Source organism: Pedobacter aquatilis, assembly GCF_030409415.1.
Lineage (GTDB): Bacteria > Bacteroidota > Bacteroidia > Sphingobacteriales > Sphingobacteriaceae > Pedobacter > Pedobacter aquatilis.
Map to the genome: position 1 here is coordinate 158268 of NZ_JAUFPW010000035.1, position 18718 is coordinate 176985.

General features: G+C 35.5%; 9 protein-coding genes and 1 tRNA gene. 6 read left to right on the plus strand and 4 right to left on the minus strand.

From position 1 onward, the window contains the following. Positions 1–89: 89 nt before the first annotated feature. The 3 genes from QWY86_RS17705 (at position 90) to QWY86_RS17715 (ending at position 6445) form a co-directional block, all read left to right on the plus strand. The gene (locus tag QWY86_RS17705) at positions 90–3515 is read left to right on the plus strand and encodes a SusC/RagA family TonB-linked outer membrane protein (RefSeq protein WP_290244028.1); all 3426 of its coding nucleotides are present in this window, start codon (positions 90–92) and stop codon (positions 3513–3515) included. Between the two features lie 11 nt (positions 3516–3526). Continuing rightward, the gene (locus QWY86_RS17710; protein WP_290244029.1) at positions 3527–4984 is read left to right on the plus strand and encodes a SusD/RagB family nutrient-binding outer membrane lipoprotein; all 1458 of its coding nucleotides are present in this window, start codon (positions 3527–3529) and stop codon (positions 4982–4984) included. 231 nt (positions 4985–5215) lie between these two features. Continuing rightward, a complete protein-coding gene (locus tag QWY86_RS17715) occupies positions 5216–6445 on the plus strand; it encodes an alkaline phosphatase family protein (protein WP_290244030.1) in 1230 nt (409 codons plus the stop codon). A gap of 86 nt (positions 6446–6531) precedes the next feature. Here QWY86_RS17715 and QWY86_RS17720 read toward each other — a convergent pair whose 3' ends face one another. After that, positions 6532–6969 (minus strand): VOC family protein, encoded by a 438-nt coding sequence (locus QWY86_RS17720; protein WP_290244032.1) that lies wholly within the window; start codon positions 6967–6969, stop codon positions 6532–6534. Between the two features lie 498 nt (positions 6970–7467). Continuing rightward, a tRNA-Arg gene (locus tag QWY86_RS17725) sits at positions 7468–7542 on the minus strand. A 223-nt stretch (positions 7543–7765) separates the two neighbouring features. Between QWY86_RS17725 and QWY86_RS17730 the strand changes: the two genes are divergently transcribed. Both QWY86_RS17730 and QWY86_RS17735 read left to right on the plus strand, forming a co-directional pair. Further along, the gene (locus tag QWY86_RS17730; RefSeq protein ID WP_290244033.1) at positions 7766–10168 is read left to right on the plus strand and encodes a TonB-dependent receptor; all 2403 of its coding nucleotides are present in this window, start codon (positions 7766–7768) and stop codon (positions 10166–10168) included. Positions 10169–10365: 197 nt separating this feature from the next. After that, positions 10366–11247 (plus strand): DUF808 domain-containing protein, encoded by an 882-nt coding sequence (locus QWY86_RS17735; protein ID WP_290244210.1) that lies wholly within the window; start codon positions 10366–10368, stop codon positions 11245–11247. Here the strand turns inward: QWY86_RS17735 and QWY86_RS17740 are convergent. Both QWY86_RS17740 and QWY86_RS17745 read right to left on the minus strand, forming a co-directional pair. Beyond that, complete coding sequence (locus QWY86_RS17740) at positions 11234–12052, minus strand: response regulator transcription factor (protein WP_290244034.1); 819 nt, start codon at positions 12050–12052, stop codon at positions 11234–11236. The two genes, QWY86_RS17735 and QWY86_RS17740, sit on opposite strands and share 14 nt — an antisense overlap. After that, entirely contained in the window at positions 12037–15207 is a 3171-nt protein-coding gene (locus QWY86_RS17745; RefSeq protein ID WP_290244035.1) for a ligand-binding sensor domain-containing protein, read from the minus strand. Before QWY86_RS17745 ends, QWY86_RS17740 begins: the two co-directional genes overlap by 16 nt. Positions 15208–15508: 301 nt before the next feature. Here QWY86_RS17745 and QWY86_RS17750 point away from each other — a divergent pair, with 301 nt between their 5' ends. Further along, positions 15509–18715: a SusC/RagA family TonB-linked outer membrane protein gene (locus QWY86_RS17750; protein WP_290244036.1), complete on the plus strand. Its 3207-nt coding sequence runs from the start codon at positions 15509–15511 to the stop codon at positions 18713–18715. The last annotated feature ends 3 nt before the right edge of the window (positions 18716–18718 follow it).

Here is an 18718-nt window from a genome sequence, read left to right on the forward strand (position 1 = left end):
ACCTTAAAAAAAAGAAACCGGCATGGTCGAGATGCCGGCTATTAATCGCCAAATAAACACTAAAATTTAATTAACGAATTTGCTAATTTATGAAAAAAAAGATCTACAATGCGTCTTTAATTTCGTTGAAAAATGGTTTTACAATAGCCTGTCTATTGATGACTTTTTTCAACACTGCTTTTGCCAACCCTGGAAGAAACGCAGAAAAGAGTCTTGCCGAGGTAAAGTGCTCCATCAAAATGAACAACCAATCTTTGGAAAATGTTTTTAACGTAATCCACAAACAAACCAATTTTAGCTTTGTATGTGTAGATCGTAATGGTTTTATGCAGAAACAAGTCAGCTTAAATGAAACCAACAGCAACTTAGAACAAGTGCTTAAGAAAATTTCATCGGCTGTGCCATTTACCTACACCAAGCTAAGCAATAAAATTATTTTAAAACCATTAGAGAAATTGACCAACATCGAAGTGCCGAGAATTATCAAAGGTCATGTTACCGATAAAGATAATCAGGGTATTCCGGGTGTTTCAGTATTAATTAAAGGTACCAATACGGGTACAGTTACCAATCAAGATGGCGATTTCTCAATCAAAGCCGATAATGGTGCTGTTCTCGTATTTAAGAGTATTGGTTACCAAATTAAGGAAGTTTCTGTTGATGATGCAAACGCTTACAAAATTGAATTGCTCGAAGACAGTAAGGCATTATCAGAAGTGGTGGTTACTGCCCTCGGTATTAAAAAAGAACGTGCTAAATTGGGTTACGTAGTTCAGGAAGTTCAGGGCGAAAATTTAGTAAAAGCCAGAGAACCAAACATTATTAATTCACTTACCGGTCGTGTGGCTGGTTTAAACATTACCAATTCAACCGACCTGTTTCAAGACCCGGGCATTTCATTAAGGGGTAGAAAACCCCTTGTTGTTATTGATGGTATTCCAGATCAATCGGCAGATTTATATCGTGTGAATGCTGATGATGTTGAATCGGTAACCGTTTTAAAAGGTGCAAATGCTTCCGCATTATATGGTTCAATCGGGCAGAATGGTGCCATTATGATTACCACCAAACGTGGTAAGGGCAAAGATTTAAGTATTGATGTAAATAGTTCCACGCAAATTCAGCCAAGTTTTATCCGCATTCCTGAAGTACAAACGGAATATGGCGCAGGTTTTAAAGGTAAGTATACTTATGTTGATGGCTCAGGTGGTGGGCCAGAAGGTTCAGGCTGGATTTGGGGACCAAAATTAGACCAACCAGATCCTACAACGCCGAGTGGCTTTTTTGAAACACCTCAGTTCAACAGTCCGAGAAATCCGGTTACTGGCCAGTTGGTTCCGTTGCCTTTTATCTCAAGAGGAAAAAATAATGTTAAAGATTTCTTCCAAACAGGATTAATAGCGAGTAACAACATCAGTATTACTCAGAGTGGAGATAAAGGTTCTTTCCGGGCATCAGCTTCGCATATTTACCAACGTGGTATTGTACCAAATACTGATTTACAAAACAGTTCATTCAATATTTCAGGAAATTATAAGTTATCAGAAAACTTCACGGTTGATGCTAGATTAAATTATAACCGCCAGTTTACTAAAAACTTCCCTGAAACAGGTTATGGGCCAACAAACTATCTATATAACTTAATTTTATGGACAGGTGCCGACGTAAGTGTTGAAGATTTGAGAGATTATTGGATTCCGGGTAAAGAAGGTATTCAACAGCGTAATTATAATACTTCGTACTATAATAATCCATATTTTCAGGCTTATGAATATTTAAGAGGTTACGATAAAGACAATACTTTCGGTTCACTAAATCTTAACTACAAGATAAGTCCATCTTTTAGTGTTCAATTTAGAAACGGTATCAACGGTTACGGTTTAAATCGTACTTACAAAGAGCCAATGAGTTATATCGGTTACGGTAATAAATCAAGAGGGCAATTTACCGTTGCAACCGGAAATTATATAGATTTAGTTTCGGATTTGATTGGTGATTACAACCACACTTTTACCGATAAATTTAAGTTACACGCACAAGTTGGTGCAGCAAACTATTACAGAAATCACAAATATGGTTCTACCAGTACAGATGGTTTAACCATTCCGGGTTTTTATAATTTAAGCAATTCTGCAAACCCAATTCAGGGTAATAACTTTGTAGAAGAAAGACGTACAAGTAGTTTGTATGCGGTTTTAGATTTAGAATTTTTAAATGCAATTTACTTAACTGCAACTGGAAGAAACGATGTTATTTCTACGTTACCAACTGCAAATAATAGCTTTTTCTATCCATCGGTGACTACATCTGTGGTGGTTTCTCAACTTACTAAATTGCCAAAGTGGTTTAGTTATTTAAAAGCTCGTGGTTCATGGTCGAGGGTTTCTAGTGCAACTTTAAATGATAACGCTTACACTTACAGTTATTTGCCATCATTTAATAAGGGCACAATTTGGAATAGTGTTCCTTCTTTAACCTTTGGTGATGCTTTGCTAAATGGAAATCTTATACCTCAAACTTCTGACAGCTGGGAGGTTGGTGTAGATACTAAATTCTTCAATAATAGATTAAGTTTAGAGGCAACTTATTATCAAACCAAAGATTTTAACAATATTGTTTCAATCCCAACATCAATAACAAGTGCATACAACAGCCAATTGGCAAATGGTAACGTTTTCCAACGTAAGGGTTTAGAGTTTGTACTTTCTGGAACGGTTTTAAAAAGCAGCGATTTCAGCTGGAACATGGCGGTTAACTTAAGTAAATACCGCAGATACCTTAAAGAAATTTATGGCGGTGCTGAAACCCTAAACTTTTTAAGAGTTGGCGATCGTACCGATAAAATCTTCACTTCAGTTTATCAAACCAACAGTCAGGGACAATTTATTTATGGTAGTAATGGTTTTCCGTTGAATGATACTTTCTCTAGATTTTTAGGTTATCAATCTCCAGACTGGACATATGGTATCGAAAATACCTTCAATTACAAAGCCTTTACTTTAAAGTTTTTGGTTGATGGACGTTTAGGCGGTATGATGTATTCTACTACTAACCAAAAAATGTGGTGGGGTGGAACTAATCCTGGAACGCTTAACCAATATCGTGTAGATGCAAATGCAGGCAGATCTACATTTATTGGCGACGGTGTGGTTGTGGTTAGCGGTGCAGCTACTTATGATGCGAATGGAAACATTACCAGCGATACCCGCGTTTTTGCTCCAAATACAAGAGCGGTAAACTACATCGATTATATGACCAACACCAGTAACGGCGCTTATAACAACTACAATTACTTCTCGCAAACTTTCTTAAAATTAAGAGAGGTAACCATCGGTTGGCAAGTGCCAAGTAAGTTATTAGGTAAATCTTTTATCAAAGGACTTGATTTCTCAATTGTAGGACGTAACCTGCTCTTATTCTCAAAAATGCCAAACGTAGATCCTGATCCAGCTTCAGATAATCTACAAACACCATCAACACGTTCATTTGGCTTTAATGTAAACCTTAAGTTTTAATCTGCACGAATATGAAAAAGACATTATATCTGTTATTATTTACTGCACTTACACAAGTAGGTTGCAAGAAATTTAGCGAATTCCAGACAGACCCCAACAAATCGACTATTGCTACGCCCGATTTACTTTTAAATGCAGTTGAGCAAACAGCTTTTCAAACAACTGATATTACGGTAGCATTTGCTTCACGCCAGATGGTTTATACCGATGCGGTTTCGTTAAGCCAATATTACGGCTGGAACAGAGGCAGCTTCGGTAACTTTAATAACCTACGTCAGGTTATGAAAATGGAGCAGGCCGCAACAAGTCAAAACAAACCAGAATACCAGCCAATTGCAAAGTTTTTCAGGGCTTGGTATTTCTTACAATTAACCCAAATGTTTGGCGATATTCCTTACAGTCAGGCTTTAAAAGGCGATGAAAATGTGCCTAGTCCGGTTTATGATAAGCAAGAGGATATTTATTTTAACATCTTGAATGATTTAAAAGCTGCTAACGGATTGATTACTGCAAACACGCCAAACATCCAGGGTGATATTGTTTTTAATGGCAATATGCAACAATGGAAACGTGTAATTAATACCTTATCGCTTAGGGTTTTGATGAGTTTATCCATTAAGGAAAACGATGCGAGATTTGAGGTTAAAAAGCGTTTTGCGGAGATTGTTGCTAATCCTACAGAATATCCAATTTTAACAAGCAATGCAGATAATGCACAATTAAAGTTTTATGATTTAGCTGGAAACCGTTATCCATATTTTAATAATAACGATATACAAACCACCAACTACATGGAAGAAACTTTTGTTAATTTATTGAAATCGTTAAAGGATGTGCGTCTTTTTAACTTTGCAGATAAAGCCACCAAATTCTCGGCATTACCTGTAAACGATTTTAATGCTTATGGTGGTGCAAGAGGAAGCGCACCTGTTAATGAAAATAATGCAAAAACAGTTGCCGGTGAGGTTTCGAAAATTAAACCACGTTATTACAACAATCCAACTAACGAGCCAAGCATTGCCTTAGGTTATGCAGAATTGCAGTTTATTTTGGCAGAAGGTGTGCAAAGAGGTTGGATTACCGGAAGCGCAAACGATTTTTATCAAAAAGGTATCAGAGCTTCTATGCAATTTTACGGCATTGATGAGGCCACAATTGTTACTTATCTGGCACAACCAGCGGTACAGTTAGCTTCAGCATCTGGTCCGATTTCCAATATCATTACTCAAAAATACATTGCTTCATTTATGAATGGTGGATGGCAACCATTTTACGAGCAACGAAGAACGGGTTTTCCAGTTTTTGATACAACAGGTGCAGGTATGTTGAACGAAAAACGCATTCCTAAACGTTGGATGTATCCTGAATCTGAATTGAGGTTGAATCAACAAAATGTTTCAGCAGCAATTTCAAGACAATATCCGCAAGGCGATGATATTAATCAGGTAATGTGGTTGCTTAAACCTTAAACCTTAAATGGTGCTGTATCGTAATGAAGTGAATATTTGTAAAGGATTTGATTTGACGCTTTCGTCATGCTCAGCTTGACTGGGCATCTTAATGCTTAAGTTATACATTGTGCGCATTAAGATTTCCGTTTTCACGGCAATGACGACTTTCCAAGATTAATCTAATATCAATATTAATTTATGATACAGTACCTCTTGGATTAAAAAATCTCAATATTTTAAAAGGAAGAAATGATAAAAAAATCTATAGTGTTGCTTTTACTTACCATCTCGATGAATGTGTGGGCGCAAAAGGCAAAAAAAACAGTTTTTATTATAGCTGATGGTATTCCGGCAGATTTGATTGAACGCCTTGACCTGCCAAATATCAAAAGAATCATTAAAGATGGAAGTTATACCAGAATGAGCGTTGGTGGTGAAAAGGGTGGTTATAGTCAAACACCAACCATATCTGCGGTTGGTTACAATAGTTTGTTAACAGGTGTTTGGTTTAATAAGCACAACATTCCAGATAACGATATCAAAGACCCGAATTACAATTACCAGAATATTTTCAGGTTTTTTAAAACCCAATACCCTGCAAAAAAGACTGCAATATTTTCGAGTTGGTTAGATAACAGAACGAAATTACTCGGGCATAATTTGCCTGCTGCCGGTAACTTACAAGTAGACCAATATTTTGATGGTTACGAATTAGATACGGTTAATTTTAAACATGATAAAGCCCGTGAGTTTATGGGTAGAATTGATGAAAAAGTAATTAGTGAAGCTACTGCAACTTTGAAAAAAGATGCACCAGATTTATCGTGGATTTACTTAGAATATACAGATGATATGGGGCATATGCATGGCGATAGTCCGCAGTTTACGGCTGCTATTAAGAAATTAGATGTGCAGTTGGGCAAGGTTTATGATGCGATAAACTATCGAAAAAAGAATTTTAATGAAGATTGGTTAATGGTGGTAACTACCGATCATGGTCGGGATGAAAAAACTGGTAAAAACCATGGCGGTCAATCGGCCAGACAACGCAGTACCTGGATGCTAAGCAATTATCCAGGCTTAAATAATTACAGCAAATATTTTCACCCGGCGATTGTGGATATCATGCCAACAATTGCAAGATTTATGTCGGTTAATATTCCAAAAGCTAATCTTTACGAAGTAGATGGCATTCCATTAATTGGCGAAGTTTCGATAGCTGATATCAATGCAAATTACATTCAGGGAAATTTAGATGTAAGCTGGAAATCACTACAAAATACAGGAACAGTTAAAGTATGGATTGCGCCAACAAATAATTTTAAAGTTGGCAGAGTAGATAATTACCAGCTTTTAGCAGAAGTTCCGGTTAGCGATAATCATGCTTTGGTTAATGTAGAAAAATATCCTTCAAAATTCTATAAGGTTGTTTTAGAAGCTAAAAATAATACGCTAAATCGCTGGATAGTGTTGAATTAGGAAATTACATTATCAATAGTTGATTAATGGTTTCTCTAACAAAAAGGATTGAACTACAAATAGCTCAATCCTTTTTGTAATTATTGTTATTGCATTTTTGCAGGATCATCATAATTTACCATCCAATTTACACCGAACTTATCAGTAAACATGCCGAAGTAGGCACCCCAAAAGGTATCACTCATTGGCATCGTTGCTTGCCCGCCTGCAGAAAGTCCGTTAAATAATTTATCAGCTTCTTCCTTACTGTCGGCATTTATTGACACTGAAAAATTATTGCCTTGTACAAAAGCGGATTCATATTGCTCGCCATTATCGCTTCCCATTAAAACTGAAGCGCCGGTAGGTAACGATACATGCATAACTTTGTTTTTATCAGCTTCTGAAACAGGAAATTCCTCACTTGGTGGCATTTCGCCGAAGCGGCCGATGTAAGTAAATTCTCCTCCAAAAACAGATTTATAGAAATTGAATGCTTCCTCGCAATTTCCGTTAAAATTTAAATAGGTGTTTGTTGTTGCCATATTCTTATTTAGTTTATTTGGTTGTTTAAAATATCTTAATGCTAACTGGTTCTGTTCTATATTTCAACATTTTCTGTAAAGCCCAGTTTTCTTATGCTTTTTTAAGTAAGTATATTTTTAGCAGCAAAGCTGATGCAGAATACACCAAATTCACCGAATTCATAAGTTGTTTTTTTACTCTAAATTAGAATAATTTATAACCAGCTGCAAGTTTTTTATTAATTTGAAATGAAGAATAAGTTTATTTAAATCTAATTTATTTCATGATTTCGTAATTTTTAGTGCAATTGAATTATAAATCATATCTAACAATTTGTAAGCAAAATCCAGCGAATGGCAGCAGAAATGAAGACTGCAACTAAAGATAATAGTGATGAGTTTATTGTAGTACCTCTTAACAACACTAATGCTCAACTGTCAAGGTAAATAGACCTGAATTTTAAAAAAATCTTTAAAATGAAAAACGAGACCGCAGTAGAAAAACTGACTTGTCTCGTTTGGTGCTCCCGACGAGATTCGAACTCATATCGATGGTACCGGAAACCATAATTCTATCCATTGAACTACGGGAGCTTTTGGCTGCAAATATAGGGATTACGACTTTATATTTTTCTCGATTGAAGAAAAAGATCCATCTAGGAATGAATTTTAAGCAATTTACAATTTAGAAAAAATCTATTGTGTTTAAGAAAATTAAATAAATACTTACAATTCTTATTTAGAATAATTAAAAATAATTTTCTAATCTCATTTTAATTTCATTCTTTTGCGCCAACTAAGAATTAATCTAAATAAGATGTATAGAAAATCTACCCCTTTCCTTAAATTGTTCATGCTTTTCGTTTTCATTTCGACTAATGTATTAGCACAATCAAAAAATGGTTCTATATCTGGAACTATAAAAACCAGAGATGGTAATCCAGCAGCTTTTGTCAGTGTTGGTTTAAAAAACACCAATAAAACTACACAGAGTGATGAAAAAGGAAACTTCCAAATAAAAAATGTAGTTGCCGGAACTTATACTTTAAAAGTTTCAGCTGTTGGAGTTTCTTCGCAAGAAAAAGATTTATCAGTAAAAGATGGTGAAACTGCTAACATTTCTTTTTCAATTGCCGAATCTTCGTCTCAGTTAGATGAAGTTGCAATTAATGGTTACAGAACTCCAAATACAAAACCAGTAAACCTTGGCAAAATTGCAATTGCACCAAGAGATTTGCCTCAGGCCGTTCAAATTATCGGCACACAAGTAATTGCCGATCAGCAGGCAAACAGCCTTGGCGACGTAATGAAAAACGTTAACGGCGTGGCTTTAGGTGCAAATCGTGGTGGTGTAGGCGAGAATTTTTATTCTAGAGGCTACAGTTTGGGTTCGAACAATATTTTTAAAAACGGCGCGCGTACAGCAATAGGTGGCAGTCCCGAAGCAAGTACATTAGAATCTGTTGAGGTTTTAAAAGGTAGTGCTGCTTTACTTTATGGTGGTGTTACTGGTGGTGCTGTTGTAAACATGGTTACCAAAAAACCAAAATTCGAATACGGCGGTGAAGTTTTAATGAGAAGCGGAAGCTATAGCCAGTACAAACCAACGTTAGATCTTTATGGTCCGATTTCGAAGAAATTGGCTTTTAGGGCAATTGGTACTTATGAAAATGCCGGCAGTTTTAGAGATTACGTAAAGTCTAATCGCCTCTACATTAATCCATCCTTACTTTATAAAATAAGTGATAAAACTGAAGTTTTGGTGCAGGGAGATTATCTAAAAAGTGATTATACACCAGATTTCGGTGTGGGTTCTGTTAATAGCGTAATTGTAGATTATGGTCGCGAGAAATTCATCAATACGCCTTGGGCTTATAATAAAACGAATACAGCTACTGCACAAGCAAATATTACGCATCAGTTTAGCGAGAATTGGAAACTAAATGCGTTGGGGTCATTCCAATCTTATAATCGTAACTATTATGGTTCTGAACGGATTCAGGCAAATGCAACTGGTGTAGCATCCAGAAATTTGGCAAGACAAATTAGTCAGGAGTACACTTACAACCAGCAAATTAATTTGAACGGTAATTTTAAAACTGGTGGTTTGAAGCATACTTTGTTAGTTGGTGTAGATGCCGACCAATCGAGAGTAACCAGCAATGCTTTTGCTTACGGTAAAACAGCGGCAGGTGCTAATATCACCACATATAATTATGGAAATGTAAATCTATTTGATCCAACTACATATTATGGTTCGGGCATTATGCCTGAAGCTTTTGCCATAACCCAAACGCTAGCGCCAATATACAGGTATGGTGCTTTTGTTCAGGATTTAATCGAAATAACCAGCCAGTTTAAAGTTTTGGCAGGCATTCGCTATACCGATCAAAAAAATTCAAGCTCAAGGGCTTTAAATTTAGAAACGGGCGCAATTACGCAAGGCGCAACTAAATTTGATGATGCCTTTTCTCCTAAACTGGGTTTAATTTATCAGCCTTTAAAAACAACATCGATGTATGTTAGCTATGCAAACAATTTTATCCCAAATTCTGGCATCGATGTAAATAGTCAGGCATTGCCACCATCAATGGTTGATCAATATGAAGCGGGCGTTAAAAACGATTTCTTCGGTGGTAAATTAACTGCAAATTTAACCTACTATAAAATCATCAACAGCAACATTTCACAAGCAGCAATTATGCCTGATGGAAGTACAAGCGCACTTTTCAGACAACTAAATGGCGAAACGACAAGTGATGGTTTTGAGGCAGATGTTACTGGAAACCTAGCTAAAGGATTAAATTTTTTAATGGGCTATTCTTACAACTATATGCGTTACACAAATACTGCAGCCGTTACCGGAATGATTGAAGATGTACGTTTGGTTGGAACTACAAAAAACACAGCTAATGCAACCTTGTTTTATACTTTTCAGGATGGAGCAGTTAAAGGCTTAAAACTTGGGGCTTCTGCATTTTATACTGGAAAGCGCAACGGCGGATGGAATGATGCTAAAAATGCAACAACCATCAGATTAATTCCATTGGCTGCATTTACTACATTAGATTTCTCAGCAGGATATACCTGGAAAAAATTTGCTTTGCTTGCTAAAATGTCAAACATTACCAACGAGTTAAACTATTTTGTACATGAGAATTACAGTGTAAATCCAATTGCCCCGCGTCAGTTTTTAACAACGCTTTCTTATAAATTTTAATCTTAAGATAATGCATTTATAAAGTGCAAAATGCCTCCTAATATTTTGGAGGCATTTTTCATGTGTTAAATTCATTGCTGAAGCAAGTTATTTTATTACATATTAGCTTTCCGAATCAATTTTCAACATTCTGTATTAAACTTGCTATTAATTCAAATTTGAATTTATAATTTGCAGCAGATAAAATGTACATATTTATGGCTTCGGGTTTTTTTGCAATTTTAGATGATATAGCAGTTTTAATGGATGATGTGGCGGTAACCGCTAAGATTGCAACAAAAAAAACCGCCGGTATTTTAGGCGACGATCTAGCCGTAAACGCCGAAAAAGCAACTGGATTTTTATCATCCAGGGAAATACCTGTTTTGTGGGCAATTACAAAAGGCTCATTAATCAATAAAATTATAATTGTACCGATAGCTTTGTTGCTAAACGTTTTTTTCCCGATAGCAATAAAATATATATTAATTTTAGGTGGTTTATATCTTGCATACGAGGGTGTTGAGAAAATTATAGAATTTCTGTTTCATCGTAAAAAACCTATAAAACAAGCAGCAGCAGAGGTTGTAAAAAGCGATGCTATGGTTGAGAAAGCCAAAGTAAAATCAGCAATTACAACAGATTTTATTCTTTCTGTAGAAATTGTAATCATTGCATTGGGTACGGTTTTAGATAAAAGCTTAACCCTTCAAATTTTAACGGTTTCGGTTGTGGCGCTAATTGCTACGGTTGGTGTATATGGAATTGTTGCGCTAATTGTTCGTATGGACGATGCAGGCTTCAAACTTATCAAAAACTCTAACGATAAAGGTTTTCTATCTAAAGTTGGACATACCTTAGTTAAAGCATTACCATTAATTATTAAAACCTTGAATGTTGTGGGTACAATTGCCTTAATTTTGGTTGCTGGTGGTATTTTTAATCACAATATTGATTTCATTCACAACATTTTCCCAACGCTAATTACAATAGTTAAAGAACTCGCATTAGGTTTGGTAGCCGGTTTATTAATGGTTCCTATTGCGGCCCTTATCAAAAAAGTGTTTAAAAAGAAAGAAGCAACTTCTACTGTTTCTTAGTATTTTTAGATTGAATATATTCAGAAGGAGACATACCAAATTGCTTGGAGAAATTTCGCCCAAAATGCGTTTGTGAGCTGTAACCTACCTGCTCTGAAATCTCGTAAATTTTCAAATCACCATTATTAAGTAACTCGGCTGCCTTTTTCAATCGGGCAATGTTAATCAATTCATTCGGACTTAAATTCGAAATCGATTTAATTTTACGGTACAGGGTTGGTCGGCTCATGTTCATGTGGTCTGCCAAATGCTCTACGTCCAATTGCGGGTTATCCAATTGCTGATTTATCAAATTTTGAAGTTTCTCCAAAAAATGTTCATCACTTTTAGAATACGCCATTGTTTTAATATGAATTAACGGCGAACTGGCAAAATAAGCCTTAATTTTGTTTCTGTTTTTTATTAACGATGCCACTTGTACTTGCAAAAATTCTGGTGAAAATGGTTTTTCTACATAAGCGTCGGCGCCCATTTCCAAACCTTCAATTTTGGACTGTAAACTGGTTTTTGCTGTAAGCAAAATCACCGGAATGTGGCTAAACTCCAAACTTGATTTCATTTTTTCGCAAAGCTGGTAGCCATCCATTCCAGGCATCATAACATCGCTAATTACTAACTGCACAATCTCTTGACTTAAAATTTCTAATGCCTCAAAGCCATTTTTTGCCTTTAAAACCTGATATTTTTCATTCAAATCATCAGCAATAAATTCAAGAATTTCTTCCTCATCATCAACAAGTAAAATTACAAATTTCTCTGGTTTATCATTTTGTCTGGTAAAGTCGTTCGCTATTGTTTTTTCCATTTTCCTTTCAAGTTAAATTCGATAAGCTGATGTATAGGTAGTTCGAGTACGAATAGGTTTTGTCCTTTAGCATTAACAGTTGCAAATAAATTTCCATCATGTAACTCTGCAAGTGATTTTGATATAGATAAGCCAATACCAGTGCCTTGTTTTACTTGTTGTTCTGTTGCCCTAAAGAATGGCTCAAAAATTTTATCTCTTAATTCGGCAGCAATTAGCGGTCCATCGTTCAATACCTCAATTTTGAAAAAATCAGGTTTGCCTTCACCAATCAGTAATTTTATTTCCGTTAATTTTTCACCATATTTTATAGCATTATCTGTTAGGTTGCTAATAATTTTGTAAAAAGCTTCAGTATCTACGTAGGCAAAAAAAGGTTCGTTAGGCATTATTAACGAAAACATCAGGTTTTTCTCCTCAGCCATTGGCTGAAAAATAATATTTATATCATTTAGTATATCAGAAATATTAGCATTTACAAAGTTTAATGAAAAGCCATTTACTTCTGTTTTTCTGAAATCGAGTAGCTGATTGGTTAATTTAAGTAATCTATCTGTGTTCCGGTTCATTACACGCAAGTTTTTTTCAATAAAAGGAACTGTTGCAGCTTGCTTAATAACTTTTTCCATCGGCCCTTTTATCAACGTGAGTGGCGTTCTTATTTCGTGTGCAATGTTGGTGAAAAATTCAATCTTGGCTTGATAGATTTCCCTTTCCTTTTTGTTCTCAAAAAGTTCCATTCTGCGTCTGGTTCTGCTTTCCATTTTTTGATGGTAGCCACGTATAAGGTAATAAGCTAATGTAGTTAAAACGATAGCATATATTAAATAAGCCAAATTACTTTCATAAAAGGGCGGGAGTATGGCTATAAATAAGCGGGGATTATTTTCGCTCCAGTTAGCTGCACCATTTATTAAGGCCTTAACTTCAAAAACATAATTACCTGCCGATAATTTTGTAAAATAAACCTTTCGGTTGGTTTTAAGGTGAATCCATTTATTGCTTAAGCCTTTCATTCGATATGCATATTGGGTCATATCTGGAGAGGTATAGCTTAATGCGGCAAAATCAATACTAAAAGATGATTGAGAATCGTTCAAACTAATGTTATCGGTATAAAGAATAGATTTTTTAAGTACTGAATCCTGGTCAGAGATTTTACTTTCTTCATTATCAATTTGAAATCCAGTTAATTTAACTAATGGATTTATTGCATAGTTTTTTAATTCTTCGGGTTTAAAACTAATTAATCCTCTTACGCTGCCAAAATAGATACGCCCATCTACATCTCTAAAACCAGAATTATAATTAAACTGATCTGTAAGCAAACCGTTAGAGCGGGAATATATTTTTACTGTCTTTTGAGCTGGGTTATAATGAATTAAACCTCTGGTGCTGCCAATCCATAGCTTATTATCCTTATCCTCAATAATTCTAAAAAGAAAATTGCTTGGTAAACCATCCTTCGAAGTAATGTGTTCAAAATTATCTTCCTTAGGATTATAGAGATTTAAGCCACCACCATCTGTACTAATCCAAATGTTGCCCTTACTATCTTGCAAAATGCCGTTTATGGTATTATGGGTTAAGCTTTTGCTAATTTTTGGGTTGTTTTTGTACTGCTTTACATCCTTACTATCTAACCTAAACCGGATTACGCCATCGTTAAAAGTTCCGGCCCAAATATTTCCATTAGCATCTTCCGTTATTAACTCATAAAATACTACCGGGATATTTGGCACAAGCTCAAAATCGTCGTTTTTTCTATCGTAGATATATAATCCTGAAATAGTGGCTATTAAAATATCGCCTTTGCTGGTTTTGTAAAAACTAACGATAAAATTTGTACGTAACTTATTCCCTTTACCAGCAGAATAATGCTTTATAACCTTTTTGGTTTTAATATCAAGAATATCAAGACCGTGTTCAAAAGTACCGATCCAAAGTTTATTTCCATCTACCAGCAAACCATGAATATTATAATAAGAAATACTTGATGATTTCCCGTTAGGAAGAAGATTTGTGAAAAGTCCTGTTTTGGGGTTAAGCATATTTAAACCGGCATCTTCAGTGCCAATCCATAAATTTCCATCTCCATCCTTGCAAATTTCTCTTACATCGCTACCACTTATGGCATTATTATCTCTTTGAGGAAAATATTTAGTAAAGATTGAATATTGACTTGAGTAATAGTTTACGCCACCAAAATACGTTCCTGCCCAAATTCCATTTTCACGATCTTTAAAAACAGTATAAATGGCATTGTCTGTTAAAGAATAGGGGTTGCTATATTGTTTTTTAAGGCGTGTAACTTGTTTGCTCGAGTAAATATAAACACCAGATTCTGTTGCAACCCAAAACTCATCGTTGGCGGCCTGTATTATGTCGCGAACATAAATTGAAGTTTTGTCATCGTTAAAGGTTAAAACATCTTTAGTTAATCCGGTTTTTCTATCAAATAATTTTATACCTTGATTTGCCGTTCCTACAAGTATTTTCTGGTTGCCAACATCCAGCGTTCTGGTTGCCCAACTACTTTCTTGCGGGTTGGTTTTACTCATCACAAAGTGAGATTTAAAAACCTTTTTTTTAGGGTTATATTCTTCGATAGTACCTTGCATTGTACTTATCCAAATACTTCCATCATTCATTATCGAAACAGCGTTTGCATCAAATGCAGCATTTTTACCAAAAGCGTATAGTTTTTTCTGTTTACTGTTGTATAAATAAATTTTAAAAAGGGAAATAATCCAAAGGTTACCTTCTTTATCAGAATTTAAATCATTAATTCGAAGATTTTCAGTTCCCTTAATTATTCTAAATTGTTCTTTCTGAGGGATATATTGATAAACGCCTTTGTTCGTTCCAACCCATAAATTATGCTCAGCATCTTTATGTAAATCATATACCAAATCGTTTCCTAAACTGCCTGGTTGTTCTATATCGTAACGGTAAGTTTTAAATTGATAACCATCAAATCGGTTTAATCCATCTTTTGTGCCGAACCACATAAAACCATTTTCGTCTTGTGCGCTACAGAAAACGGTATTGTTCGATAGCCCATTTTCAACTTGGTAGTGTCGAAAATAGTAAGGCTGGGCAGAACAAAATTCTGCCAAAATAAGGATAGAGAATAAGAGGACTAATTTTTTCAAGGCATTTATATTCGGCTATCAAATATATCAAACTCCTTATCTCATTTTGAATTAAATCAATTTTGAAATAATATGTAGAATTGATGATACAGTTTTTATAAAAATTGGTTTAAAACATTATAAAACGTTTTAGTTGTTAATTGAATGTAGGTATTTTTTTCTCGATAAATAGAAACAAATTGAAGAAATATTGATACAAATTGATTGAATACTCCATCCCAAAATCGTTCATATTTGATACATAATAATTCAGGTAGCGAAAAATTACTTGATTAATAACTAACCAAATAATCTAAATTTTATGAAAAAAACTTTATCCTCTTCCGGAGGGGAAGCTATGAATTCTTCGTGGCATTCGCCTCAGAAAAACGGTTTTAAGAAGTATAATTTTTCCCTCATAGGAAGCTGCCTCTTATTCTTTATTTGTTCAATTAATTTTCAAGCCTTAGCTCAAACTGTTATTACTGGAACCGTAGCCGATGAAAAAGGTGAAAAAATTGCAGGAGCAAGTGTTAAGGTTAAAAATGCCACTACAGTTACCAGTACAAATGATGCTGGTGATTTTAAAATTACCGTTCAAGATAAAAATGCAATATTGGTAATTGCGTTTGTGGGTTATAACTCGCTCGAATATCCTTTAAATGGCTCTAGTAATGTGCGCATAAGGTTAGTTCCATCAACAAGCGATTTAAATGATGTGATTGTGGTGGGTTACGGTACTCAAAAAAGAGAATCAATTACCGGAGCTGTTGCAACCATAACCAGTAAAGATTTTGAACGTGTACATGGTGGTTCTACAGTTAGTACAGGCTTAGCGGGCAAATTGCCTGGAGTATCGTTCAGAATGCCTGATGGCAGACCGGGTGCGAGTGCAAATATCCAGATTCGAAACATGGGCGATCCGCTTTATGTTATCGACGGAATTCAGCAAGATGCCGGACAGTTCAATAATATTTCGCCAAATGATATCGAAAGTATAACCGTGTTAAAAGATGCTTCTGCAGCTATTTATGGTAGTCGTTCGGCAAATGGTGTAATTATCGTAACAACAAAACGTGGTGCAAATAGTACACGAAATACCTTTACTGTTGATGCGTATACTGGTTGGCAAAATTGGGTTCGTTTCCCGGAAACTACCGATGCATATACCTACATGTTGGGTAAAGCAACTGCAGAATTAAACGGTACAGGAACCACCGCAATTACACAAGCAGAGCTTGATAAATGGAAAGCGGGTACAGAATATGGTTATCAAAGCCAAAATTGGAAAGACATTATCATTGCTCCAAATGCACCTCAATATTCTGTAAATCTTAACGCATCTGGCGGAACAGATAAATTAACCTATTACATTTCTGCAACCCGTTTAGATCAAAAAGGTGTTTATGGTACAGCAAGAGAATTTGAGTTTAACAGAACTAACATTCAAAGTAATGTTTCGGCAAAAATTACCGATCGTTTTAAAGTAAGTATGCTTATGAACGGCAGGATTGAAACTCGAGACCAACCTGGTGTGCCTGGAGGTGATGATTATTTTGCAGCCAGATTTGCCTTACTGCGTAACCGCCCTACTGAGCAAGCCTATGCAAACGGAAATCCACTTTATCCAAATGATATCGGGCACAACACCGAGCAATTTGCGGTACAAAGCAAGGCTTTAACAGGTTACTGGCGCTCAGATTGGCGTGTATTACAAACTAATTTGACTGCCGATTACGATACACCTATAAAAGGTTTAAGCTTAAAGGGTTTATATTCTTACTACATTGCAGATAATGTTATTAACGGGCATGAATACACTTACGATGTTTACACCTACCGCCCGGAAACTGGTATTTATGAAAAGAAAGTTGGTAGCTCAAATCCTTATCGCGAGCGTAGAAATGAAAAAGTCATTACCAATACCTATCAGCTTCACGCCAATTACAACCGTACTTTCGGTAAGCATACGGTTGGTGCGTTGTTATTAGCAGAGCGATTAGACAGATTCCGTACTTACACTTTCCAACATGCTGTACCAAAAACAAATGTTTTACCAGTTTTGCAATTTGCTGATTTAGATGGACAGGACTATACAGATCAACAGCAGGAAGAAGCTCGTATTGGTTATGTAACTCGTATAAACTACAACTTCGATAATAAATATTACTTCGAATTTTCTGGAAGAAGGGATGCATCATGGAAATTTTCCCCTGATCGCCGTGTAGGTTATTTCCCTTCTGCATCCGTTGGATGGAGAATTAGTCAGGAAGGTTTTATGAAGAAATTATTAGGCGAAAACAGCATTTTAACCGATTTCAAATTTAGAGGTTCTTATGGTGTGCTTGGAGATGATAACATTAACATCGATCCTTTTGCGTACTTACCTGGCTATACGTATAACGTTGGTACGGTTATTTTAAATGGACAAACCATCGTTACATCAAGAGATAAAGGACCAATTATAAACAATTTAAGTTGGTTTAAAAGTAAAATTGCAGATGTTGGTGCCGATTTCTCTTTGTTTGGCGGAAAATTAAGTGGTTCAGCCGATTACTTCTATCGTAAACGTACCGGCTTAAGAGGTACTAAGAATGATATTTTAGTTCCTGCAGAATTGGGCTATAATTTAAGTGATGAAAACATTAATAGCGATGCCCAATATGGCGGAGAATTTATGCTTAGTTACAGAAACAAAATTGGCGAACTTAATTATAACGTTAGTGGTAATGCTGCACTTTCAAGAAGTAAATTTTTAGATTCTTACAAACCTCGTTTCAATAATTCAATTGATCAGTATCGCAATTCAAGAGAGAACAGGTATAATAATATTTTCTGGGGATATGAAGTTACAGGTCAGTTTCAAAGTGTAGAAGAAATTAACAATTACAAAGTAAATATAGATGGGCGTGGTAACCGTACGTTGCTTCCGGGAGATTTAATTTATAAAGATCAGAATGGTGATGGTGTTATAGATGGTTTGGATGAACGTCCGATTGGCTATACCACAACTGGTCAACCTAATTTGATGTTTGGTTTTTCTGTTGGTTTATCTTACAAAGGATTTGATTTCGTAGCCGATTTCTCTGGCGGTTCTATGTATTCGTGGAACCAGAATTGGGAGCAAAGATGGCCTTTCCAAAATGGTGGTGCATTACTGCAAAACTTTGCAGATGATAGCTGGCACAGGGCAAATCCTTACGATTTAAACAGCCAATGGCTTCCTGGAAAATATCCTGCAATGAGATATAACGATAATTCATTGAGTAACTATAATAAGAACTCAACCTTTTGGTTACATAATGTTACTTATTTAAGAGCTCGTACAATTGAATTGGGCTATACCATTCCGAAAAAATGGTCGGAGAAAATCAAAATTCAAAATGCCAGAGTTTATGTAAATGGATACAATCTGTTCTCTTTAGATAATTTAAAAAGCTACGGTGTAGATCCTGAGATTGCTGATGATAATGGTTTACAATATCCGCAGAACAAGTTTGTTAATGTAGGCTTTAAATTATCGCTATAAAAT